This is a genomic window from Actinomyces vulturis (assembly GCF_001687305.1).
Classification (GTDB): Bacteria; Actinomycetota; Actinomycetes; order Actinomycetales; family Actinomycetaceae; genus Actinomyces; species Actinomyces vulturis.
Genome location: NZ_KV700386.1, coordinates 1 through 23,335, shown reverse-complemented (window position 1 = coordinate 23,335; position 23,335 = coordinate 1). Strand labels below are relative to the sequence as shown.

Here is a 23,335-nt window from a genome sequence, read left to right as displayed (position 1 = left end):
GACAATCCGTTCTAATCCTTAGCCAGCATACGATTCATCGCACCAGGCCAAGCGGGGCCGTTGTAGATGAATGCTGAGTAGGCCTGGAGCAAGTCAGCACCAGCGTCAAGCATCAACTGGGCATCCATCACGGTAGAAATACCTCCCACACCGATAATGGTCGGTTTATCGCCCAGCCGCATACGCAGCCGACGGACCACTTCTAATGCGCGTGGGCGCAGAGGGGCACCAGATAGTCCGCCTTCGCCAAGATCATGGTTAATGGTGGTGTTCGTGGCTACCACACCGGCTAGGTCAAGTTCGAGAACCATGTCAGCTACTGCATCAATGTCTTCATCAGCAAGATCGGGAGCGATCTTGATGAAAAGCGGAACATGGCGCTTAGCAACGCGGTCTGCAGTTTCCGCAACGGCCTCAGCGATGGGACGCAGGGCTTCAACCTGTTGCAAATCGCGCAGATTGGGAGTGTTAGGTGACGAGACGTTGATGACTAGGTAATCGGCCCAACGAGCCACCTTGGAGGCCGAGTAAACGTAATCGGCTACCGCATCCTCAACAGGAGTGACCTTAGTTTTACCGATGTTGGCACCCACCACAATGGAGCGTCCACGGACGGTAGAGCGTAACTGACGTAGTCGTCGTCCTGCTTCATCAGCGCCATCGTTGTTAAAGCCCATCCGGTTACGGATAGCACGGGTCTGGGGGTATCGCCAGAGGCGAGGTTTATCGTTACCGGGTTGTGCTTGAGCGGTGAAAGTCCCAACCTCGATAAAACCGAATCCCAGCATATCCATGCCTTCGACAGCCAAACCCTCTTTGTCCATACCGGCGGCAAGGCCCAATACACCGGGAACAGGGCGGACAAAGGGGCCGCCATGTGCAGCGTCGGGAATCGGCTTGTCGGGGCGGCGGCCAAACATTTGACGCACCACATCACGCAATACAGGAACTCGTGAAGTCATGCTGATGGCATCGACCGCCACATGATGACACAGTTCTGGGTCAATATGGGTGAAGACAGTTTTATACAGGAGTCGGTAGAGCACGGGATTAGCCTACTTCCTTGACAACTTTCTCAGCGCGTTAATGGCTTATGCTCAGACATTGAATCCCAGAGCACGCAATTGTTCACGGCCCTCGGGAGTAATTTTGTCCGGTCCCCACGGTGGCAGCCAGACCCACTGGATGCGTACGTCATGGCTCATTGCGCTCAAAGCCTGTGCGGCCTGCTCTTCAATAACGTCGGTCAAGGGGCAAGCCGCCGAGGTCAGAGTCATGTCTAAAACAATGGCACCATCAGGTTCAATAACCACACCGTAGAGCAAACCCAAGTCCACCACGTTAATACCCAACTCGGGGTCGATTACGTCGCGGAGAGCTTCTTCCACATCAGCCGCATTAATAGGTTCATTAAGTTCAGATGTGGAAGAACCACAGCCACCATGGCCACAACCGCAGGAATGAGCACCTGCACTTTCAGCGAGTTCTTCACCTGCTTTCATGAGATTCTCCTGGCTTTCTTCGACCTGTGCACGGGCAGCAGCCTGGATTTCTTCTTGGGTGGGCATGGGACGAATCTTGTGATCCGATGCCATGGGATTATCTGACTGAGTCATCTGATGATGTCTTTCTGTTGCTAACAACTGTGGTGGCAAATGGAAGGCGTGTTATTTGCGCTCGTCAAGTGCGCAGACGTCAATGCCTGCTTTCACAAGCGCGTCTTTGAGAGCCATCCAGCCAAGAAGTGCGCACTTGACACGGTTCGGATACTGGGAGACCCCTTCGAAAGCTGCAGCGTCTTCGAGCTCGTCAAGGATGTCATCATCCACGCCTTTGCCGCGTGAGTGCATAAGAGCATCAAAGTCGTTGGCCAGGCGTGCCACGGTAGCAAGATCTTCACCGTCTACCAGATCATGCATGACGGAAATGGAGGCCTGAGAAATAGAGCAACCACTACCGTGCCAAGAAACTTCTTCCAAACGGCCATCTACGACACGGACATCCACGGTAGCTTCGTCACCGCAGGTGGGATTGACCTGGAATGATGAGCCTTGAGGCTCATCCATATGGCCTTCACCGTGGCGTTCACGAGAATGGTCCAAGATGACCTGCTGGTAGAGCTGATCGAGGTTATTCATCATGACCTTCCAAAGTAGTGACGAACCTGCGGCAGTGCTTCGAGGAAGCGATCTACGTCAGTAGCATTCGAGTATGGCCCAAGTGAGGCGCGTGCGGAGGATCGCACGCCGAAGTGAGCGTGAAGCGGTTGAGCACAGTGATGGCCAGTACGAACAGCCACACCGTAAGAATCAAGAACTTGGCCCACATCGTGAGGATGTACATCCCCCACATCAAAAGCCACCACGCCAAGACGCATACCGCTGGTCACGCTCTCGTCATCTGCAGGGCCAAGGATCCGGATGCCATTCATATCTCGCATGCCACGTAGCAGTGCGAGAGTCAGTCTATCTTCACGTTCACGCAAAACGCTCATGTCGCAGCGCTTAATGTAGTTCAGTGCTGCGCTCCAACCGGCAATTTGTGCCATGGGCATGGTGCCGGCTTCAAAGCGTGAAGGGCCTGTCATGAAGGTTGAAGAGTCCATGGAGACCAGTTCGATCATGGATCCGCCAGTCAGGACAGGGGGCATAAGGTCAAGGAGTTCCTCCGTGGCGACCAATGCACCAACTCCGGTAGGACCGAGCATTTTGTGTGCGCTTAAGCACAGAGCGTCAACGCCTGCCTTACTAAGTAGCGCGAAGTTAATGGGAATGTGAACGCTGGATTGGCACGTATCGAGAACAACGATGGCTTTACCGCCGCGTTCAACAGAAGGCGCTTTAGATCCTGCTATCGCATTGACCGCATCGAGAACGGGACCCAGCTCAGTGATTGCACCGGTGACGTTGGAGGCATGTGTCAGGGCAACCACGCGTGTGGCAGGGGTAATGACGTTCAGGGTAGCCATATCGAGGCGGCCCTGTTCATCAAGGTCGATCCACTTGAGGGTGGCGCCACTACGTTGGCACAGTTGCTGCCAAGGCACGAGGTTGGCGTGATGCTCGGCGCGAGTAACAACAACCTCGTCGCCCTCTCCAATGGCGAGGGGGTGCTGGGCAATTGCGCCAGCATGTTCAATGGCCAATGACACGAGGTTGATCGCTTCAGTGGCGTTCTTAGTGAACACAACATTAGTGTCCTGAGCGCCAACAAATTCGGCAACGTTAATGCGGCCTTCGTCAACGACTCGGGTCGATTCGTCAGCCAGTTCATAGGTAGAGCGTCCCGCTGCACCGTTTTGTGCCGCGTAAAAGTTGCTCACGGCGTCGATGACTTGCTGAGGTTTTTGACTAGTGGCTCCGCTGTCAAGATAAACCAAGGGACGTTGACCGCGCACAGGCTTGGCCAGGATGGGAAAATCGGCGCGAATGTCATCGACGCTGGGTACTGGCGTGAAGGGGTGGCTGGTCATAGATGTTCCTGCGTGAACGATGCGATGGTGTGGTATCAGTGGTGAGCCGACGCCGAGGAGTTGAGTATCGTCGTCGACTCACCACTAACTACTGGCAATCAAGCCAAGAAACGGTCGTAGCCTTCTTCTTCAAGGCGGTCAGCCAGTTCGGGGCCGCCCTGTTCGGCGACTCGGCCGTCGACGAATACGTGAACAAAATCAGGCTTGATGTAACGCAAAATGCGGGTGTAGTGCGTAATGAGCAGGAAGCCTGCATCGGTCGTGTCATGGAGACGGTTGACGCCTTCGGACACGATGCGCAAGGCGTCAACGTCCAGGCCGGAGTCGGTCTCATCAAGGACGGCAAAACGGGGCTTGAGTAGTTCCATCTGGAGAATTTCGAAACGTTTCTTCTCACCACCAGAGAAACCAGCGTTCACGTCGCGCTGCGCGAAAGAAGGATCCATCCGTAGACGTTCCATAGCAGCGTTAACTTCGCCAACCCACTGGCGGACCTTAGGGGCGTGGCCATCAATGGCGGTCTTGGCGGTGCGCAGGAAGTTCGCTACGGACACACCGGGAACCTCAACGGGGTATTGCATGGCCAGGAAAAGACCTGCGCGTGCCCGCTCATCGACGCTCATTTCAAGTAAGTCTTCGCCATCAAGCAGGACCTGGCCATTGGTGACCTCATAAGAGGGGTGGCCAGCGATGGAATAGGCCAAGGTGGACTTGCCAGAGCCGTTGGGGCCCATGATGGCGTGGACCTGATTGGAGTCAATGGTAAGGTTCACGCCTTTGAGGATGGGCTTAGGGCCGTCGTTGGTGGCCACCTGGACGTGGAGATCGCGAATCTCGAGGGTACTCATAGTCTTAGGTTCCTTTTCTTCTTAATTAGTCCAGTAGGGCCGAGGCAGACAACTCGGTTTCGATGGCTTCCATGAGGCGTTCTTCGATTTCTTCAACGCCGATTTCGCTGACAATTTCATTGAAGAAGCCGAGAACAACGAGACGGCGTGCTTCATGTTCGGGAATACCACGTGCTCGTAGGTAGAACAGTTGTTCATCATCAAAGCGGCCGGTGGCACTGGCGTGGCCTGCGCCTTCAATTTGTCCGTTCTCAATTTCAAGATTAGGGACTGAATCAGCCTTAGCGCCCTGGGTGAGAACCAAGTTACGGTTAAGTTCGTAGGTATCAGTGCCACGTGCAGCGGCACCAATGAGGCAGTCGCCAACCCACACAGCGTGAGCGTTCTTGCCCTGGAGGGCCCCCTTGTAGGTGACTCGTGAGTAGCAGTGGGGCTCAGTGTGTGCCACGTAGGGGCGGTGTTCCTGGTGCTGGCCTGCGGAGGTGAAGTAGACACCGTAGGAATCAATATGGCCACCTTCGCCACCAAAGCCCATATCAGGGCAGATGCGAACATCGCCGCCGAGTGAGACTACAACGTGCTTAAGTTTGCCGTTGGCATCAACGCGTACGCGGTGGTTGGAGGCATGGACTGTTTCATCGTCCCAGTCCTGGACACTAACGAGGGTGAGGTTGGCATCGGATGCGACGGCGACTTCAATACTCTGGGTAAGTTGGCCCGTACCGTGGTGGTCAAGGATGACAGTGGCAGTGGAGCCGGACTCTGCCTGGATGACAAGGTGCTGCGCACTAGGCTGATTATCCTTAGCAGTGATCGTCACAGTGGTGGCACGATCAGTGGTCACATTTTTACCTACAGTGACGATAGTGGCCTGAGTGGCATTTTCCCATGCGCAGACGCTGGCGCGATCAATGGGCTCGTTAATCGTGCCCACGCGGCTGTCGCTACGCTCAACGGTTTCGACACTGATGCCTTCAGGAGCATCAACGCTGATCCAGCTGGTGGCGTCTGTCAGTTCCTCGGCGAGAATCGGGGCAAAACGCTTCATGGGGGTAAAGCGCCACTCTTCTTCGCGACCGCGAGGCATGGGGAAATCTGCGATGTCGAAAGAGGTGGGGCGTTGGCCACGGCTGGCCACGTAGCGCGGGCCTCCGTGGGTGTGGGCGCCGTCTAAGGTGGCCCGTGAATGATCGGTTGAAAGTTGTGTCATGGTGACGTTCCTCTATCTCAGTGGGTTGCGGGGTGGTGTGTGCGTTGGGCGCATTAACCCACCGAGTTCTCCATTTGAAGTTCAATGAGGCGATTGAGTTCGAGTGCGTACTCCATGGGCAGTTCGCGCGCAATGGGCTCAACAAAGCCACGCACGATGGTTGCCATTGCTTCGGTCTCATTAAGACCACGCTGCATGAGGTAGAAAAGTTGGTCAGCGCTCACCTTGGAAACGGTTGCTTCGTGTCCCATCTCTACGTCGTCAGTGCGAACGTCGACGTAAGGGTAAGTGTCGGAACGACTGATCTCATCAACCAACAGCGCATCACAGAGCACGTTGGACTTGGAGTGACGTGCATTCTTCATGATCTGGACCAGGCCACGATAAGCACTGCGTCCACCATTACGGGCGATGGACTTGGAGACGATGTGGCTCGAGGTGTGAGGAGCCATATGCACCATCTTGGCACCGGTATCTTGGTGCTGACCTTCGCCTGCAAAAGCAATAGACAAAGCTTCACCGCGAGCGTGTGGCCCCATAAGGAAAACCGCAGGATACTTCATGTTGCGCTTAGAGCCGATGTTGCCATCGATCCATTCCATAGTGGCGCCTTCTTCACATGTGGCGCGCTGTGTCACCAGGTTGTAAACGTTGTTAGACCAGTTCTGGATGGTGGTGTAGCGAACGCGGGCGTTCTTCTTGACCACGATTTCCACGATGGCAGAGTGCAGGGAGTCCGATTTGTAGATCGGGGCGGTGCAACCTTCAACGTAATGAACGTAAGAACCTTCGTCAGCAATGATGAGCGTACGCTCAAACTGCCCCATGTTCTCGGTGTTAATACGGAAGTAGGCCTGAAGTGGGATGTCCACGTGGACGCCCGGGGGCACGTAGATGAAGGACCCACCAGACCATACGGCAGTGTTCAGTGCGGCAAACTTATTGTCACCAGCGGGCACCACGGTACCGAAGTACTCCTGAAACAATTCAGGCTGTTCTTTAAGCGCGGTATCTGTATCGAGGAAGATTACGCCCTGCTGTTCGAGATCTTCGCGAATCTGGTGGTAGACCACTTCAGATTCATACTGGGCTGCCACACCGGCGACAAGACGCTCACGCTCCGCCTGAGGAATGCCAAGGCGGTCGTAGGTGTTTTTGATGTCTTCAGGCAGGTCATCCCAACTCGTAGCTGGACGTTCGGTAGAACGCACGAAGTACTTCACGGCGTCCATATCGAGGGGTTCAAGGTCCACACCCCAGGTGGGCATGGGCTTGCTCTCGAAGATTTCGTATGCCTTCAGACGACGCTGGAGCATCCATTCGGGCTCGTCTTTAGCTGCGCTGATCTCACGCACCACATCTTCATTGAGGCCACGCTTTGCACTTTCGCCAGCGGCATCAGAATCGTGCCAGCCGTAGTCATAACTGGTGGAGATGGATGCGATGATTTCATCATCGCTGACGGCCTCACTGGTGGGTTGAGTCATCGGTGTCCTTCCATTCGCGAGGAACGTTGGCCTCGCTGGTCTGTGGTGCGTGCGGCTCGCGCACGCAGGGTTGGCATAGCGACGGGAACATGTGTGGTACACACGTGCTCACCGCCGGCAAGAGTGGCCAGGCGTTGCACTGGTACTCCAAGGAGCCGGGAGAATGCTTGGGTTTCTGCATCGCACAGTGCATGGAATTCTCCAGCAACTTCACGAACGGGGCAGTGGCCTTGGCATAGTTGGACGGCAAAACTACCGTCACCGATGTCCCTGACCGTTGCTGCGTAACCGTCGGCAGTCAGTGCATCAGCAAGTGCACGAGCACGATCGGCTGGATCTTTTCCTGCTGCATTCACAATGGCGATGTAGCGACGTTCCAGGTCACGCCCACGGGCGGCGGCAAAAGAATCGACTGCTTCTCCACCAGCAACTTGAGAGAGGTAGTTCAATGCTCGCGTGGCGAGTTCTGAATAGCCTTCAGGCAAGTGGCTTGCAGCTTTGGTCGTTGCAACATAGTGGCGCGCTGGACGCCCGCGCCCACGCTTAGATGTTTGGGGAACCTCATGAACTTCGATATCACCACTGTTCTCCAGGGCGGTGATATGCCGACGGACGGCTGCTGGGGTCAGACGGAGGACCCTTGCCATCTGCGCTGCCGAGACCGGCCCTTTTTCCACAATAAGATCAAGGACTTTAGCTCGGGTTCCGGCATCATCGGCGTAGTTCATGCCCACTCCCCTCTTCAGCGCTGTGCGGTACGGCAGAGACGAAAACCTCCATACCCAACAATAGCGAAGATTCTTGTGCCGAAAATACTTACTCGCCAATCATAGGCGAATGGCTTTCATAAAGCCAAAATTATTAGGCACTTTTCATGAGTTGTTTCTCACGAGGTTGCCATCATTGCAATAACGAAAACCGCAGGGCGAACCAAGCCACTCGCTATCCGTTGAGCGAAGCCCCGGCCACCGTTCGCCAGAAGCGACGGAATACGCTACCACATCCCGACTTCCACCCTCAGAAAGAAACCTCTTCCTCACACCGATGCAGTAACGCCCCCACGCACGCTGCGCAGCAAGCAGCCCCGTCACGGCAGTACCACTGTGAATATCGCCTGCACATGCGGCATCGACTGCCTGACTTAGCGGAACCCAGGTGGGCTCAAGTGTGGCCTCCTCATCCTCCATCACAAACCCTTCAGGAAGAGAACAGGCCTCAAGATCACGGGCAAGGAAGATGCGAAGTGCTTCACTCGAGCAACCAGGTGAGGAGAACACATCCATAAGCACATGCCAGGTTGCGGCGCTCATCTGCGTTTCTTCAGCGAGTTCACGCTGAGCAGCAAGAAGCGGATCTTCCCCTGGATGATCCAACAACCCTGCGGGAATCTCCCAAAGGCGAGCGCGAACCGGATGACGGTACTGACGAATCAACAACACCTCCGGCTCCTTCGCGTCTACCTGCCCATCACGCAGCGCTACCACAGCAACGGCCGAGTGATGGGCAAGGTACTGACGTCGAATCACGCGTTCACCGCTAGGCAAAATCAAAGCATCATCATTCATCCCAAAGACTGGACCATCCCAGACACGTTCATGCTCAACGAGTTCAGCATCCATGACGCGTTCGTCGCGTAAAGGTACGGACATGATTAGTCCCTTCTGTGAGATAGCAGTGAAGCCAAGTGAGCCTAGCGATGCTTACTCGTGAGCAGCGTAAAGGTCATGACGTTTCGTTAGCGCGGCCCCAATCAACCCAGCAAAGAGAGGATGAGGAGTGGTGGGACGTGATTTGAACTCAGGATGTGCTTGCGTGGCTACATAGTAGGGATGCAAAGACGAGTCGAGTTCAACAAATTCAACGAGGTGACCATCGGGTGATGTCCCCGTAACGTTTAGGCCCACGGACTGAAGTTGATTGCGGTAAGCGTTATTGACTTCAAAGCGGTGGCGGTGACGCTCACTGACAGTAGTAGTGCCGTAGATGTCTGCTACCAGGGAGCCCGGAGTCAAAGTTGCCTCATAAGCACCTAGTCGCATGGTGCCGCCCAAGTCGCCCTGGCCGGAGATGATTTGCTTCTGATCGTCCATGGTAGCCACCACGGGATCAGGCGTTTCAGGCTCCATTTCGGTAGAAGACGCTGCGCTGAGTCCCAGAAGGTTACGTGCTGCTTCAATAACCATACACTGCAGGCCCAGGCAGATACCGAGAGTTGGGACCTGATGCTCACGGGCCCAACGCAATGCACCAAGTTTGCCTTCGATTCCACGTACGCCGAATCCTCCAGGCACCACGATGGCGTCTACGCCTTCAAGGGCGTGCTGAGCTCCCTCAGGAGTTTCACATGAGTCCGAGGCAACCCATCGAATTTTCACCTGGGCATTATTGGCGAATCCGCCGTGTTTGATGGCTTCGGATACGGAGAGGTAAGCATCATGAAGATCGACATACTTGCCCACGAGCGCTACCTCAACGCGGTATTTAGGTGAGTGGACCCGTTCGAGGAGTTGGTTCCATTCACTCCAGTCCACGTCGCGGAAGGGAAGGGAAAGTCGTTGAACAAGGAAGGCGTCGAGTCCTTCCTTATGGAGAGTAGGAGGCACTTCGTAGATCGACGCCGCATCGGCACATTCGATAACAGCCTCACGATCCACGTCACACATCAATGCGACCTTCCCCTTGATTCCCTCCGGAAGAGGACGGTCGGTACGCAGGACGAGGGCATCAGGCTGGATACCGATATTACGCAGTGCTGCTACCGAGTGTTGAGTGGGCTTGGTTTTGAGTTCACCTGCTGCAGGGAGGAAGGGAATGAGGGCGACATGAACAAAGGCCACGTTTCCGCGGCCTAGGTCTGCACGCACTTGTCGTGCTGCTTCAAGGAACGGCTGACTTTCGATGTCACCAACAGTGCCTCCGATTTCGGTGATGATGACATCGGGGACATTGCCATCAGCATCAGGTTCAGCTTGAGCGCGCATGACGCGCTTAATTTCGTCGGTGATGTGCGGGATGACTTGAACTGTGTCGCCAAGATATTCGCCACGGCGTTCTTTGGCGATGACAGTTGAGTAAACCTGGCCTGTGGTGGCGTTTGCTTTTCCACTGAGGTTAACGTCAAGGAAACGTTCGTAATGTCCGATGTCAAGATCGGTTTCTGCACCGTCTTCAGTAACGAAGACTTCCCCGTGCTGGAAGGGATTCATGGTGCCGGGATCCACATTGATGTAGGGATCGAGTTTCTGCATGGCCACGGTCAGACCGCGAGCGCGAAGGAGACGGCCCAAACTGGAAGCCGTGAGGCCTTTACCGAGGGAAGAGACAACGCCACCGGTGACGAAAATATGGCGTGGGACTGGCGTTTGATTCCCGTGTCGGGTCATTGAATTATTCACGGAACTCCAGGCTATATGTATTTCCTGGGAATTTGTTGAGAGTCAACGAGTCTTTATTTTTTCGTTCGTCTGCAGCACAGTGAGAAAACGGTGATTTTCCGACACATTTTTCCAGTTACTAGGCGTGAGAAGGGACAAAAATGTCACATGTTTCACATCCACATTCTGGCGCTATGCGCCTGAGAATCTGAGTTTTAAGTTGACGCATCAAGGCGAAGAACAGAGATAAGTTCGTCGCGAAGATCGGCTTCTGTCGGCAGCAATTGGGCTGCGGACGCTGACTTGCGCGCTGCCTGAGCCAACGCATCATCAGTAGTGATGACACTGAGAACCGCTTCCGCTAGTGACTCACCTGTGGGTTCACACAGGGTTGCTCCACCGTGTGAGGTTAGTGCACTGCCACCCACGTCTGTCGTGATCAGAGGTTTGTGTGCATGCAAGGCTTCCTGAAGAGTGAGGGACTGCCCTTCCCAAAGACTGGTCGAAACGATGAGGTCACTAGCAGTCATAAGATCGGGTATGTCAATGCGGTGACCAAGGAGCACTAATGGAAGAGACTCCTGATCTCTCGCCTGCTCAAGTAAGTCTCTTTGTGGTCCTTCACCAGCAATAACCCAGACAAATGGACGGGGTGCACAAGTACGCAGGATACGGAGTGCGTCAAGAAGTTCCCCCATTCCTTTCTGCGGAGCCAAACGAGAACAGGTCAAAATAATGAGTGGTTCTACCCTCTCAACTTCACCTGATAGGTCGTATGATCGGTGACTACTGAGGGAAAGAATTGCCTGGCGGAGTTTTCGAATTTCGTACTGCGATTTTCCACTCTCTCGCGGCAATTTGTGGTGGGTTGAGTGAACATTCGTATCGCTCCACGGCGCAGGAACTGTGGCCACTCGAGTCACTCGCGCCCCTGCCCGCTGAGCCCACTGACGGAGATCAGGACTTACAGCCATCACCACATCAGCTCGACGTGCGATAACGCTCAACAATGTCTGCCCAATTCCCCGGATCAATCGTGAGCCTACCGGCATATTGTGAAGAGTGACCACGAAACGGGAGGGAAATCCCATCAGGGCTAAAGAACTTAAAGCACCGGCGCGTAGGCCATGAGCGTGCACGGCGTCAGGCCGATAGCGAGAGAAAGCACGTTTCAGCGCACGCACCGTTGCAGGATCCTGTGAAGAAGGCCGTGAACCGATAGCCAGTGGATGGGTGGCCGCCTGACCGCAGTCCAGTCCCTCAAGAACTGACTGAGGCGCGATTACGTGAACCTCATAAGAATTACTCAAGAGGCGTGCAGTCTGCCCCACATGATGACGCACTCCCCCGGACGCTTGAGCACACACGATGACGATTCGGGTCATCCTCACGTCTCCTCATCACTCACCATGCCAAGCCCTCCAAGGCATACGATTATTCACATTCAGGTCCAAGCCTGCCACAGCTTGAAGAACCGACATGAGCGGTCGAAGGTAATGCCGCACTCCAACGATGTTCTGGACGGGTTATTTTCTTGTCTCCAACAAAGATAATCGCTACTAACAGCGCCGCTGCGACAAGAGCAATCACCGCGGTCAGCACAATACCGATAAGCGGGTTATAGCGTTCAACGAAAGTCAGCGTCAGTGGACGTAAGAGAAATACCGTGGGAATAGAGATGAGGGCCCCAACCAGGAAGACGCGAAGAGGAGCTATGACCACTTGTAAACCACAGACCTTGGCAACGGCCGCCATCATAGCCAGGCCAGCCACAATCATGCCACCACTCGTCGCTAATCCAAGAGCGACAAGAGTGCGAGCACCTGCGGAATAATCAAAGGCGTGGGCATCACAAGCAAACAGCGTTCCCAAGTTAATGTCTTGCCCAGGACCTGCAATGAGAAACCAAGCAAGAATAGGGACCATGAGCCATCCCAGACTGGTCATCACTGCTGCTGAGGCAGGATTTCCTGCACAGTAAAGCACCCGGGTAGCGTGATAGATAAGAGCCAAGCCCACAAGTCCCGGGGCAAATGCAACAAGCGCATGATCCATACCAGGAACAGGAGCAAGCAAGGAAAAGACTTTCCACGCTGCTGGCGCCCCAACGCTCAGTGCAATAGCCCCTGCCATAGAGGCCACCACAATAAGAGAGATCGTTGCAGTAACTTTATTGTGGAATTCGCAGCGTTCAGGGACCTGCGCCTGACGGGCAAGATAGGGGTAAACCACCGTCGCAAGCGGAATCACGGCTACGGCATAGGGAAGCATGTAGACCGCCTGGGTGTACTGATAAACAGCAACGGTACCCGTGGCTCCGCCATGGCGAGTCAAGCCGATAAGCACCACAACACATACCTGCTGGGCCATGAGGGCCCACACTCCCGCCCCTGCGACATGCAGACCTCTGCGGGCAACCTCGCGATCCATCCCCCATTGGGGAAGAAGGCGAATACCAAGACGCTTGACTGGGATAACAAGCGGCAAACTAAGTGCCGCTACACCGATCGTAGTTCCCCAGCCCAGTACCTCAAGGGCCTGCTGAGACGGCATTGCTGTGTTTGAGGCCGCGCCCCCCACAGAGTGAGTCAGTGCTCCATACATCGCATAAGTCACCATCACAACCAGACTTGAGGCAATTGGAGTGATGGCGGGAAGAATAAACCGTTCATGCGAGTGGAGGATTCCGGTCATCACCACTCCAATTCCGTAAAGAGGAATTTGAATGGCGAACATCCTCAAAAATGATGCAACAAGAGATCGTTGAAGATGCGGGTCCACCCCTTCGGAGACGGGGAAGAGATGAGCGATAGCACCGGCACCCAAAAAAACTGCCAACGCAATGGGAACAAGAACCACAAGGACGATAGTGAACAGCGCTCGGGATGTCTGTTCCACTTCATCCTTGTGACCAGCGTGAACTGCTGAAGACAGCATGGGGACCACAGCCCCTGCTAACGCCCCACCAACGACCACTTCGTACAAGACGTTCGGGATTTGATTCGCAGTAGCGTAGGCGCCTGCGACGGTACCTGAACCGACCATGGAGGCTTGAACCATCCACCTAACGAAGCCGAGTACTCGAGAGCCAAGAGTCAACCCGGAAATCTTCCTTGCGCGTGAAGCTAAGGAAGGTGGCTGAGCGGGGCTAGTCTTTTCATTCTTGCCTGGCGCAGAGCACTCAGTTGCTGGAATGTGCGCGTCCATAACGATCCCAGGCAGAGAGAATAGGGGTGGAGTCGATGACGGCAGAAAAAGAGATTCTTTCACTCGCAAAAGTCAGTCCCACACCGGTCACAGCAGCACCTACGCGAACCCAGGGATAAGACGAACTTGCCAGGAGAACACCGACTGCTGCGCCCAAAGCGTTGGCACCGGTATCTCCCAACATGGTGGTTTCGTTGAGATCAGTTCGAATAGCCATCATGCACACGCTTAGGATGCCTGTCGCTAGGGTACGGCGTGCACCTGGACGTGGGCACAGAGCCAGCGGTGAGGTAGTGCCTGTGCAAAGTGGTAAGCATGTCGAAAAATCTCCAGGCACCGTCGCACTGTCCTGCCCCTGTCGGTCGATAAATCGTCCATCAGTCAACAGAGCAGGTACAGCAATCATGCTCATCGATTTCAAACAGCGCCCTGGCCTCAAGTCCAGCAAATTAGCGACATTAGCCCATGAGGCAATAGCGATGGCTCGTACCGTTGTGTCCACGAGTGACCCCACGCTCAGGGCTCGAAAAACGTCAGGAACCGCTCGGTGAGGTAAACGTTGAAGTGAACGGTCCAGCCCAGCGTCAGTTGAGAGAATAGAAGCGGCCAGGAGGGAACCTGTTCCAATAAGACCAACCTTCATCATCCCGGTTGTCACATGTCCGTGACGAAGTGCATCAACGTGGCCCTGGATCCCCTTGGCGTGGAACTCACTGTCACGATGGCGTTCTTCAAGGTCATCAATAAGGCCAGCAGTGGCCCCCACAGAGGTTGCCACCGCAGTAGCCACTCCCAATGCAGAATATGACAGGTCCCCGTCTCGGGAATTGACTGCGCTAACCGGGCGATGCTGCAAAAGACGCAATGGGCTGGTGGCGGAGGCCAATACGCTCACTTGAGGAACAAACGAGGTGACAATTCCGGCGGCTACAACTCCGGATGCAGCACCTAAACCGCCACGAAGATGCACCGTGTTGCCACGGTAATTTACACGTTCAGCAACCTCTGCAGGAAGACTAGCAGCCACCTCACTCACAGCTATGGTAGCCATAGCACTGATCCGCGCCACACCCATGAGGCAATCCTTGGCTTGGGACAAAATATCCACATGATGAAACAGATCATGGAGATGAGAACGCGTCATCCTCATCGCTGTGCCTCAGTTCTTACCAGGAAGCGGCGGCATCACTGCCGTAGCACTGGAAGCAAAGCCGTAAGCGCGTTTCCCCTCAGTTCTCATGGAAGCTAGGGCCAAGGGGACACTAACAGCAGAAGGCATCTGGCCAACGGAATCAATAGTGGTGACTTGAGAATCACCCTGCCGGAGCAGGGAAATCAAATCATTGTCATTGACAGCAGAGCCGAGGACCACCGTCGCGGCAATGGAGTTGATGCCCTTGACTGCTGCAGTCCAAGCATTGGGGTCTTCGTCAGGTGACGGACTGGGAATGGCATCGGAGTCAACGTCAGCATGAGGACCAACGATCACAATCATGTCGGCAGGTTCAGAAAGATCCGGCTTACCAGACAACAACGGCGAATCGGAGGCAGTGAGCAAATCTGTCAGCGCATCGGCGTTGGGATCATTACTGGTCAATGCTACGGCCAACCCTTGCCCCAATGCTTCGTTGCCGGTGGCTGCACCAGCGCTGGAAGGCAGGTATGCGCTGAACTGGCCTGCATAGGTGTTGCGGAAAGTTTCGCGTCCGGGGTCTTCCCATGCCTGGGTCAGAGTCACTCGACCAACCACACTGGCGCTAGCAGTTTCGAGTTCCTGAGCCACGACGTCAACATCTTCTCCTTGAGCACCAGGGAGCAGCACGAGAACCACATGGTGATTGGTAAGCGAGCCGGGCAGATAGTCCTGCGCGGCCTGAGCAATATAGGTATCACGCTGATTAACCGCGGTTTCGGTTTTTTCCAACTGGCTTTGGGTAGCAGCTTTGGTGGCGCTAAGAGAATCGACCTGGTCAGCCAGGGCGTTACCCAGAGACCCTTGAAGAGGACCAGCACCTAACACGACGCCCACAGCTAAAGCCATGAACACAGAAATCAGGGACACGAGGTGGTATCGGAAGTCAATCACTGGAGTAATCCTTAAATCACGCGTCACACAGATGGTGAGTTGGGTGCTAGTCCCACGAGGGATCGGAAGAAGTTAAGCAAGTCATCCCACGCTACTCCGCTCAGACCGAGAAAAGTCTGACCAGCGGGGGTTGAGGCGAGCGCTGCAAACAGTGCGAAGAATCCTGCGGCTACCAGGAGTGCCAGGTGCCAGTTGCGAATACGCGGCCGATTGAGGCGAGAGACTCCCTTGGCATCGATGAGTTTGCCACCGAGTTTGAGGCGAGTGAGGAAGGTTGAACTCATGCCCGAGCGACCTTTGTCAAGAAATTCCAGCAGCGTGGCATGGGTGCCCACAGCGACGATGAGTTCTGCTCCCGCTTCGTCAGCAATGAGCATAGCGATGTCTTCGCTGGTTCCCGCAGCGGGGAAAACAGTATGTTCTACTCCAAGTTCCTCAACACGTCCCAGGCCTGGGGCGTGGCCATCACGGTATGCATGGACAATGATTTCTGCACCAGAACGCAGGGCTTTATCGGTGACAGAATCCATGTCGCCAACCACCATGTCTAAGTGCATACCTGCGCCGAGAACTGCGTCTGCTCCCCCATCCACACCAATAATGATCGGTTTATATTCGCGAACGTAAGAGCGTAGTGCTTGGAGGTCTTCTTTATAGTTATATCCGCGCACCACAACCAAGACGTGGCGGCCTCGCATATCCGTTTTGATTTGCGGCATGCCAATGCCGTTAAGAAGCAAATCTGCCTCTTTACGCATGTACTCCATGGTATTGGCGGCAAAAGCTTCCATTTGAATGGCCAGACCTTCATTGGCCGATTCCATCAGGGTATCGATGCTTTCGCGGCTATGGCGGGTACCCTGCGCGATCATCGATTCATCTTTAACGTGAAGAATCGTGTCATCGACGATGATGACGTGGGTTCCTTCACGCAGGCGCATCACGTCTGGTCCAAGGTCATCAATAAGAGGAATACCGGCATCGATGATGATGCCTGGCCCTAGGTTCGGGTAGCGACCACTCACGGAGGGGGCTGCGTTGAGCACAGCAGCGACCTTCGCTTCAACAAGTGATTCTGCGGCAACTCGGTCCAGATCGCAGTGGTCAATGACTGCAATATCCCCAGGGTTGAGACGCTTCACAAGGTTCTTTGTACGCGCGTCAATCTTGACCGCACCACTTGGACGGTCTGGATCGCACGCTGGTTGTTTGCGGAACAGATTCCTCACGAATGGCATTCTGCCACGGTTGCCTCACGGAGCAGTTCAACGGCGTGGCGTAATGCCGTGTCAGAATCATCATGTCCTGAGAGCATTCGAGCGAGTTCTCGTTGACGGTATTCATCCACTACGTGGTGAACTCGAGTAGTAGTGCTCGTGTCTCCAACGGTTTTTTCGACGACAAGATGCCGGTCTGCCCATGCGGCTACCTGAGGCAGATGAGTAACCACAATGACCTGATGATGTTGAGCTAATCGGGCAAGACGCTGCCCGATGGCTCCTGCCGCTTTTCCGCCCACACCGGCATCAATTTCATCGAAAATCATCGTGGTGGGATAAGACGTGTTCTCAGTATGTTGTGCTCGCGTATCGGCAAGGACAAGTTCAATGGCAAGCATGACACGACTTAATTCACCGCCAGATGCTCCCTTCCCCAAAGGAAGTGGTTCAGCACCAGGGTGTGGCTGAAGGAGAAGAGCAACATTTTCTTTACCTGTGGGGCCGTAATCATCAAGTTCGTCAAGGCTGATATGGACACGTGCCCCGGGCATGAATAAGCCATGGAGTTCTTCGGCAACCTTTTCTTCCATTGTGGCGGCAATACGTTGGCGTGATGCGGTAAGTTCATCGCCGAATCGGACTACTTCTGCATAAGCAGCATCAACATTCCGCTGGGCTTGTTCTGGGCCATTATCCGGGTTATTGAGATCTGCTAATTCTTCACGCGCCGCAGCCACAAACTGAAGAGCATCATCGGTGTGATCCATTGGCTGGAGGGATGCAGCAGCAAGTTCTTTCAGGGTGCGGGCGATAAGCGCACGTCTTTGGAACACTTCCTCTAGACGCTGAGGATCCGCGTTGAGACCGGCAGTGTAAGAAACGATTTCATCAGTGATATCGCTAATTTGAGAGGTCAGTGCGCCCAGTTGTTCAGTTACTGCGTCCAGAGCCGAGTCATAGTGGCAGGCATGCTCGAGGTATCGTACGGCATTTCCCAGGAGTGTCTGAGCATCCTGCTCCTGGTCAATCGACGTCGTCTCTTCCCCACCGCGTAATGCAGCCAGTGCCTGCGTAGTTGCCTGACGAAGGTCATCAACCCAGGAAAGTCGTTCGACTTCGTGGGTGAGTTCTTCGTCTTCACCAGGTTGGAGTTGTGCTTCCTCGACCATGTCGATCATAAGACGCAGTTGGGCGGCACGGGCTTGACGTTGAGCTACAGAGTGTGTCCGTTCCTTGAGTTCTGTGCGAGCAGCGGTAAGTTTTTTCCACGCTTGAGCATAATTCCGGCAGAGATCAAGGTGCGATTGCCCCCCGCTGTTGTCTACTGCTCGTCGCTGTGCAGATTGCGAACGTAGGCGAATCTGGTCGGCCTGCCCGTGGATAGTAATAAGGTCTGAACAAATATCGGCCAGTACGCTGGAGGGGACTGAACGCCCGCCGGCTACTGCTCGAGAACGGCCTTCAGAGGGAACCATCCGCACGCAGATGAGTTCATCATCATCGAGTGCTGCGCCGGCCTCTAGAGCACGTTGTGCAGCGGCAGAATTGTCATTAATAAGCCATCGGCCTTCGATCACGGCTTTCTCTGCGCCTGCACGCACGATTGAGGTCTCCGATCGTGCTCCCATGAGAAGAGCTACGGAGGAGAGAATCATCGTCTTGCCTGCACCGGTTTCACCAGTCAGCGCGGTCAGGCGAGGACTGAAGGAGAAATCCGCGTGCTCAATTACTCCCAGATCATCAATGGCAAGGGACTCGATCATGCCTAAATCAATCCTCGGAGTCAGCTACTGCGCGCCAGCCATCGACGGGCAGGTGGAATTTAGCCACGAGTCGTTCGGAGAAGGGAGCATCAGTGACTCGGACCAGGCGAACTGGTTGTTCACCAGCCCGCACCCGAATAAGTGACCCTTCAGGAGCATCAATGGAACGGCGTCCATCACACCAAATATCACAGCCACCGCCACCAGAATGAGCCACCCCTAGTTCAAGGCAGGAATGAGGGCCGACTACTAGGGGGCGAGTAAAGAGTGCGTGAGCTGCAACAGGAACAAGGAGAAGCGCCTGAAGGTCTGGCCATAAAATTGGGCCACCGCAGGAGAAGGCGTAAGCCGTTGAACCGGTGGGGGTGGAGACGATCAGACCATCACACCCGAAAGACGAAACTGCTTGTCCATCCACACCGATTGCCACATCAACCACGCGTGAGCGATCACGTTTATCCAAGGCTGCTTCATTCAAAGCCCATCCAAATTCCACACTGCCATCTGGACGGCGAACTTCCACGTCAAGTGTCATGCGTTCTTCGATCATGATGTTGCCGTGAATGACTTGATGAATCACCTTGTCCACATCTTCAGCCTCAACTTCGGCGAGGAAGCCTACATGGCCGGTGTTGATACCAAGCAAGGGGACGTCAAGTTCTCGGGCGATTTGGGATCCAAAAAGGATGGTACCGTCCCCACCGATAACAATAATGAGGTCAACATTGTGTTCGATTAAGTCGTCATGACTCGCACGATCATCAGGATTGCTGACTACCTCAACACCGTGGGATGCCAGTGACTTGCACACAAGCGCAGCCGTCTGTGCGGTTTCTTGGGAGGCACGAGAGTGAGGACGTTTCATGTCTGAGCTGCGCTGTAGCACCATGACACGTTGGGGCGAGAGAATCATCATGCTCCTCACATGGGGGATGTACGGCGTCGGTGATGGGCTCGTGTGCTCTGGCCAACGGGACCATCCTGGATGGCTTGATCGATTGCCTGAGGTAATTGCTCAGCGTCGAGAAGCAGTGTTGTATCAATCGTGGACTCAGATGCGTGCATCGCGATGAAGTATTCTACATTTCCCGCTGGACCAGGTAATGGTGAGGCGGCAATAGCACTGATACGTAAGCCTAGATCGAGTGCGCATGTAGCCACATCAATAACAGCACTAGCGTGCAATGCGGGGTCACGGACAACTCCACCGTGGCCAAGTCGTTCTTTGCCAACTTCGAACTGTGGCTTCACCATCAAGAGGAGGTCGGCTTTCACAGCCGCAACTTTCACTAAAGCCGGCAAAATAAGACGCAGTGAAATAAATGAAAGGTCTCCCACAACCAATGTGGGCTCAGGTGTGATGTCTCCCGATTCCATGAGGCGCACGTTTGTACGGTCCATCACCGTAACTCGACTGTCGCTCTGAAGTTTCCATGCGAGTTGCCCGTAGCCCACGTCTACGCTGGTGACGTGTTCGGCGCCGCGGCGCAATAGCACGTCAGTGAACCCTCCAGTCGATGCCCCTGCGTCCATGCAGCGTCGCCCTTGCACCTCGATTGGTTTGCCCATCTCGATGAGAGTGTCCAAAGCCCCGGCAAGTTTGTATGCGCCTCGGGAAACGTAATCCGTTCCTTCAGGTTCGACGATAGTAATCGCTTGAGCGGGATTGACCTGACGGGCAGGCTTGATCACGACCTGTCCATCAAGTGCCACATGGCCGTCCTGAATCATCGTGGCCGCATGACTGCGAGACCTCGCTAATCCGCGACGGACAAGTTCTGAATCCAGGCGAATCAGACGTGCCATGGTGTTTTCAATCGACTCGAGAGTTGTTCACAGATATCGACGTAGACGGCGTAGTGGTCAGACACGTCCAAATCCTTCAGTGAGGCAAGTTCATCACTAAGTTTCTGCGACCACTGATCTGCTAGAACTCGCATGTCCTCTACACCCATCGGTGCCGTCAATGGTCGAGTGGCGTGCATCGGCATACTCGCAGGGCTGGGCGCCGGATCAGCACCGGTGTGGGGAGAGAGTGGTTGAGTAGTGGATAGGGGTGTCATGAAAGGTTAGGCCTTAACACTCACATGTGCCACGACATCATCAGCGAGAGGGCCATGAATATCAGCCCATGCCCATGCAGCGGCGATGGCTGCGCGGTACTCGTTCAGGCTAAGTTCACGGGGATGAGACAAAGAGCCGATTCCATCGACAGTTAGTTCCCCTTCATGGACCGAAGCCTGGGCTGCTGGGTACTCGCCGATTGGCGCTACGCTCGCCACAACATCGCCTTCAGCGTTCACAGTGACGTCGACTTCCGGGTGAGGTTCAGTCAGACCACGCAGGTCGGTATGAACGAATGTCGGGCGCCATTGTGCCGGAGCAGTAATGACATCTCGTGCATCGTTCACACCAGTAAGGACATGGAGGGAAGCGATAGAACTATCGCGTGCACCAGCATGGTCTGTATTGAGACGGTCACCGATTGCTACGGGGTTCTCGCCATGGCATCGTGCCAAAGCACGCTGGTAAATCCCTGGCAGGGGCTTTCCTGCGGCGATGGGCTCTACGCGGGTAGCGTGGCTGATGGCGGTAACGAGGCTACCGTTACCGAGCGCAAATCCGCGTTCAGTAGGCAAAGTGGCATCCATATTTGTCGCCACATGAATGGCGCCATTATTGATGGCGTAAGCTCCTTCACTCATCATGGCCCAGTCGACGCTTGCATCGTAGCCCTGGAGTACAGCAGCCGGGTGGTCGTCGGCACTGGTCACAATTCGCATGCCTTCATCCGCAAGTGCTTCCATCACGCCTTGTCCTCCAACAGGAAGCACTGCACTGCCGCTGGGCAACATTTGCGCCACGACGGCTGCACCATCCATCGCAGCGGTGAAGATCTGCGTGGGATCGGTAGGAATATCGAGGCCAGTAAGTTTGTCAGCAACTAACTGTGGCGGACGGGATGCATTGTTGGTGACGAACATGGTCCGCATGCCAACTTCGCGAGCAGCGCGAACGCTTTGGGACGCATAGTCGATCGGGTCGGTTCCCGCGAAGCAAACGCCATCGAGGTCTAGGAGTGCGGTATCGAAGGCACTCATCAATGGCTGGTCACAGGGCAGGAGAGTTGCGTTCATACCTGATCGTCATCCTCAGTGTTGGTGGCGGATTGAAACTCGGCTTGTCCGTCAATGTCGACGTTGTGCGCTGAATCGTCTGCAAATGTGGAGAGGTTCCCACCGTTACTATCAGTATCTGCATTGTCACATTCGACAGACTCACCATAGACAGATTCACCATTGAGCGGAGAGCGTGGGGAGTCATCTGGGAAAGACTCATTGTCATCCGCGGAGAAATCGTCGTCCGTGTTGAATTCTTCTTCAAGATCGAAGACGGTAACTTCCTCGTCTTCAATTGTGGGTTCGTTGATACCAACACGTTCACGAATAGCGTCGGCTGCTGCCTTTTGTCCCTGTTCTTCAAGACGGTCTGCACGAACAAGATGTAAACGACGAAGAGTTTCGCGGTCAGCAGGACGCTGACGAATCGCATCTTCGATAACAAGCAGAGCAAGATCGTCATGTCCCATTTCGTGGCGTACGCCGGATATAACGATCGCGAGTTCTGCTCGTTCAGCGTCATCAAGGAACCGAGGATCAACTTCCTCGGCAACGCGTAGTGCGGCATCATATCGTCCCAATGCGCGTTCGCAATCCGCTTCGATAGCGCGGTGGATGTCCAGGCCACTCAGACGACGTGCTGTACGAATTTCACGCAGTGCCTCAGAATACTCGCCTGCAAGATACGCAGCCATTGCTGTGGCCTCGCGCACCACAGCGACACGACCGGCGTGAGAGTTCGCGTACCGCGCATGCGCAAGAGCGAGAGCAGGATCAGTTTCAAGAAGACGCTGGACCATCACAAGGTGACGAGCAACGTTGTCGGCATTCTGACGTCCCAGAGCACGAAGGGGCTTACGTGCGGAGGGGTCAAGATCGCCGGCAGCAATATCATCAGCAAGCGGTGGTTCAGGAACACGAACGCTCTGAGGAGGACGTGAGTCATTGTCACGGCGGCGAGAAGCACGACTATCTTGGCGATCGCGGAACTGTGCACCACGAGAACTTCCCGGACGACCACCACGTCGTTCATCATGACGATCACCGCGAACAGAGTGACGCTCTCCATCACCATCACGACGGAACGAACGACGCTCCTCACCATCACGACGGAACGAACGACGGCCGTTATCATGCCGCTCATTACGGAAGGAACGACGCTCGTCCTGCGAGTGATGATCACGGAAAGAAGCGCGGCCAGATCCTCGATCAGAGGAGGAACCGCGAGACTGACCTTGTGAGAAAGACTCGTAACGACGGGGCTGATCTGGCATGGCACTACTTCCAACAAACACTATGAAAACTCATCACTAAGGCTACGGCATGAACAAGAAACTAGCGAGATCATGCCCTATGCAAACTCTCACCAATACCAATACACACAAGTCACTAGTCCCAAGGACCATACCACCAATACTGTGGGAAAAAGAGAACAATCCAGCCCTGGGGTGTGGGGGAGCCCCGCCAACCACACAAACATGGCAGCGGGGCTCAACCCTCACAAGTATATGTACGGCGGCGTCCTACTCTCCCACACCCTAGCGAGTGC

The 23,335-nt window shown here is 54.8% G+C and carries 21 protein-coding genes; all 21 read right to left on the bottom strand.

Annotated elements, in window-relative coordinates; genetic code table 11:
- Positions 1–11: 11 nt before the first annotated feature.
- Entirely contained in the window at positions 12–1,046 is a 1,035-nt protein-coding gene (locus tag A9753_RS03465; RefSeq protein WP_067780453.1) for a quinone-dependent dihydroorotate dehydrogenase, read from the bottom strand.
- Between the two features lie 51 nt (positions 1,047–1,097).
- Entirely contained in the window at positions 1,098–1,616 is a 519-nt protein-coding gene (locus tag A9753_RS10105) for a metal-sulfur cluster assembly factor (protein ID WP_281180960.1), read from the bottom strand.
- Positions 1,617–1,667: 51 nt separating this feature from the next.
- The gene (gene sufU, locus A9753_RS03455; protein ID WP_067780450.1) at positions 1,668–2,138 is read right to left on the bottom strand and encodes a Fe-S cluster assembly sulfur transfer protein SufU; all 471 of its coding nucleotides are present in this window, start codon (positions 2,136–2,138) and stop codon (positions 1,668–1,670) included.
- Positions 2,138–3,472, bottom strand: a complete 1,335-nt coding sequence (locus A9753_RS03450) for an aminotransferase class V-fold PLP-dependent enzyme (protein WP_067780446.1) — start codon at positions 3,470–3,472, stop codon at positions 2,138–2,140. Before A9753_RS03450 ends, sufU begins: the two co-directional genes overlap by 1 nt.
- 98 nt (positions 3,473–3,570) lie before the next feature.
- The gene (gene sufC / locus A9753_RS03445; RefSeq protein ID WP_067780443.1) at positions 3,571–4,320 is read right to left on the bottom strand and encodes a Fe-S cluster assembly ATPase SufC; all 750 of its coding nucleotides are present in this window, start codon (positions 4,318–4,320) and stop codon (positions 3,571–3,573) included.
- Between the two features lie 25 nt (positions 4,321–4,345).
- Complete coding sequence (gene sufD, locus A9753_RS03440) at positions 4,346–5,530, bottom strand: Fe-S cluster assembly protein SufD (RefSeq protein ID WP_067780441.1); 1,185 nt, start codon at positions 5,528–5,530, stop codon at positions 4,346–4,348.
- Between the two features lie 53 nt (positions 5,531–5,583).
- Entirely contained in the window at positions 5,584–7,017 is a 1,434-nt protein-coding gene (gene sufB, locus A9753_RS03435) for a Fe-S cluster assembly protein SufB (RefSeq protein WP_067780440.1), read from the bottom strand.
- Positions 7,014–7,745 (bottom strand): helix-turn-helix transcriptional regulator, encoded by a 732-nt coding sequence (locus tag A9753_RS03430; RefSeq protein WP_067780438.1) that lies wholly within the window; start codon positions 7,743–7,745, stop codon positions 7,014–7,016. The genes sufB and A9753_RS03430 overlap by 4 nt, the downstream gene beginning before the upstream one ends.
- A 144-nt stretch (positions 7,746–7,889) precedes the next feature.
- Entirely contained in the window at positions 7,890–8,666 is a 777-nt protein-coding gene (locus A9753_RS03425) for an NUDIX domain-containing protein (RefSeq protein ID WP_067780437.1), read from the bottom strand.
- Between the two features lie 51 nt (positions 8,667–8,717).
- Complete coding sequence (locus A9753_RS03420; RefSeq protein ID WP_083090269.1) at positions 8,718–10,400, bottom strand: CTP synthase; 1,683 nt, start codon at positions 10,398–10,400, stop codon at positions 8,718–8,720.
- A gap of 206 nt (positions 10,401–10,606) precedes the next feature.
- Complete coding sequence (locus A9753_RS03415; protein WP_067780431.1) at positions 10,607–11,776, bottom strand: glycosyltransferase; 1,170 nt, start codon at positions 11,774–11,776, stop codon at positions 10,607–10,609.
- 49 nt (positions 11,777–11,825) lie between these two features.
- Positions 11,826–13,598, bottom strand: coding sequence for a murein biosynthesis integral membrane protein MurJ (gene murJ, locus A9753_RS03410; RefSeq protein WP_083090268.1), 1,773 nt, complete (start codon positions 13,596–13,598; stop codon positions 11,826–11,828).
- Positions 13,573–14,748 (bottom strand): hypothetical protein, encoded by a 1,176-nt coding sequence (locus tag A9753_RS03405; RefSeq protein WP_141673290.1) that lies wholly within the window; start codon positions 14,746–14,748, stop codon positions 13,573–13,575. Before A9753_RS03405 ends, murJ begins: the two co-directional genes overlap by 26 nt.
- A gap of 9 nt (positions 14,749–14,757) precedes the next feature.
- Positions 14,758–15,684, bottom strand: a complete 927-nt coding sequence (locus tag A9753_RS03400) for a copper transporter (RefSeq protein ID WP_067780423.1) — start codon at positions 15,682–15,684, stop codon at positions 14,758–14,760.
- A gap of 23 nt (positions 15,685–15,707) precedes the next feature.
- Complete coding sequence (gene steA / locus A9753_RS03395; protein ID WP_067781055.1) at positions 15,708–16,913, bottom strand: putative cytokinetic ring protein SteA; 1,206 nt, start codon at positions 16,911–16,913, stop codon at positions 15,708–15,710.
- Positions 16,910–18,667, bottom strand: coding sequence for a DNA repair protein RecN (gene recN, locus A9753_RS03390; protein ID WP_067780420.1), 1,758 nt, complete (start codon positions 18,665–18,667; stop codon positions 16,910–16,912). The genes steA and recN overlap by 4 nt, the downstream gene beginning before the upstream one ends.
- A 7-nt stretch (positions 18,668–18,674) precedes the next feature.
- Entirely contained in the window at positions 18,675–19,583 is a 909-nt protein-coding gene (locus A9753_RS03385) for an NAD kinase (protein ID WP_425394245.1), read from the bottom strand.
- 5 nt (positions 19,584–19,588) lie between these two features.
- Positions 19,589–20,473: a TlyA family RNA methyltransferase gene (locus A9753_RS03380; RefSeq protein ID WP_067780414.1), complete on the bottom strand. Its 885-nt coding sequence runs from the start codon at positions 20,471–20,473 to the stop codon at positions 19,589–19,591.
- Positions 20,461–20,730, bottom strand: a complete 270-nt coding sequence (locus A9753_RS09605) for a hypothetical protein (RefSeq protein WP_141673288.1) — start codon at positions 20,728–20,730, stop codon at positions 20,461–20,463. Before A9753_RS09605 ends, A9753_RS03380 begins: the two co-directional genes overlap by 13 nt.
- Before the next feature lie 6 nt (positions 20,731–20,736).
- Positions 20,737–21,804: an HAD-IIA family hydrolase gene (locus tag A9753_RS03375; protein WP_067780411.1), complete on the bottom strand. Its 1,068-nt coding sequence runs from the start codon at positions 21,802–21,804 to the stop codon at positions 20,737–20,739.
- Positions 21,801–23,060, bottom strand: a complete 1,260-nt coding sequence (locus A9753_RS10125; RefSeq protein WP_141673286.1) for a tetratricopeptide repeat protein — start codon at positions 23,058–23,060, stop codon at positions 21,801–21,803. Before A9753_RS10125 ends, A9753_RS03375 begins: the two co-directional genes overlap by 4 nt.
- Positions 23,061–23,335: the final 275 nt, after the last annotated feature.

Coding starts and splice junctions, on each gene's coding strand:
- A9753_RS10105 (WP_281180960.1), bottom strand. CDS start 1,616: ATGACTCAGTCAGATAATCCCATGGCATCGGATCACAAGATTCGTCCC.
- sufU (WP_067780450.1), bottom strand. CDS start 2,138: ATGAATAACCTCGATCAGCTCTACCAGCAGGTCATCTTGGACCATTCT.
- A9753_RS03450 (WP_067780446.1), bottom strand. CDS start 3,472: ATGACCAGCCACCCCTTCACGCCAGTACCCAGCGTCGATGACATTCGC.
- sufC (WP_067780443.1), bottom strand. CDS start 4,320: ATGAGTACCCTCGAGATTCGCGATCTCCACGTCCAGGTGGCCACCAAC.
- sufD (WP_067780441.1), bottom strand. CDS start 5,530: ATGACACAACTTTCAACCGATCATTCACGGGCCACCTTAGACGGCGCC.
- sufB (WP_067780440.1), bottom strand. CDS start 7,017: ATGACTCAACCCACCAGTGAGGCCGTCAGCGATGATGAAATCATCGCA.
- A9753_RS03430 (WP_067780438.1), bottom strand. CDS start 7,745: ATGAACTACGCCGATGATGCCGGAACCCGAGCTAAAGTCCTTGATCTT.
- A9753_RS03425 (WP_067780437.1), bottom strand. CDS start 8,666: ATGTCCGTACCTTTACGCGACGAACGCGTCATGGATGCTGAACTCGTT.
- A9753_RS03420 (WP_083090269.1), bottom strand. CDS start 10,400: ATGACCCGACACGGGAATCAAACGCCAGTCCCACGCCATATTTTCGTC.
- A9753_RS03415 (WP_067780431.1), bottom strand. CDS start 11,776: ATGACCCGAATCGTCATCGTGTGTGCTCAAGCGTCCGGGGGAGTGCGT.
- murJ (WP_083090268.1), bottom strand. CDS start 13,598: ATGGACGCGCACATTCCAGCAACTGAGTGCTCTGCGCCAGGCAAGAAT.
- A9753_RS03405 (WP_141673290.1), bottom strand. CDS start 14,748: ATGAGGATGACGCGTTCTCATCTCCATGATCTGTTTCATCATGTGGAT.
- recN (WP_067780420.1), bottom strand. CDS start 18,667: ATGATCGAGTCCCTTGCCATTGATGATCTGGGAGTAATTGAGCACGCG.
- A9753_RS03385 (WP_425394245.1), bottom strand. CDS start 19,583: ATGATGATTCTCTCGCCCCAACGTGTCATGGTGCTACAGCGCAGCTCA.
- A9753_RS03380 (WP_067780414.1), bottom strand. CDS start 20,473: ATGGCACGTCTGATTCGCCTGGATTCAGAACTTGTCCGTCGCGGATTA.
- A9753_RS09605 (WP_141673288.1), bottom strand. CDS start 20,730: ATGACACCCCTATCCACTACTCAACCACTCTCTCCCCACACCGGTGCT.
- A9753_RS03375 (WP_067780411.1), bottom strand. CDS start 21,804: ATGAACGCAACTCTCCTGCCCTGTGACCAGCCATTGATGAGTGCCTTC.
- A9753_RS10125 (WP_141673286.1), bottom strand. CDS start 23,060: ATGCCAGATCAGCCCCGTCGTTACGAGTCTTTCTCACAAGGTCAGTCT.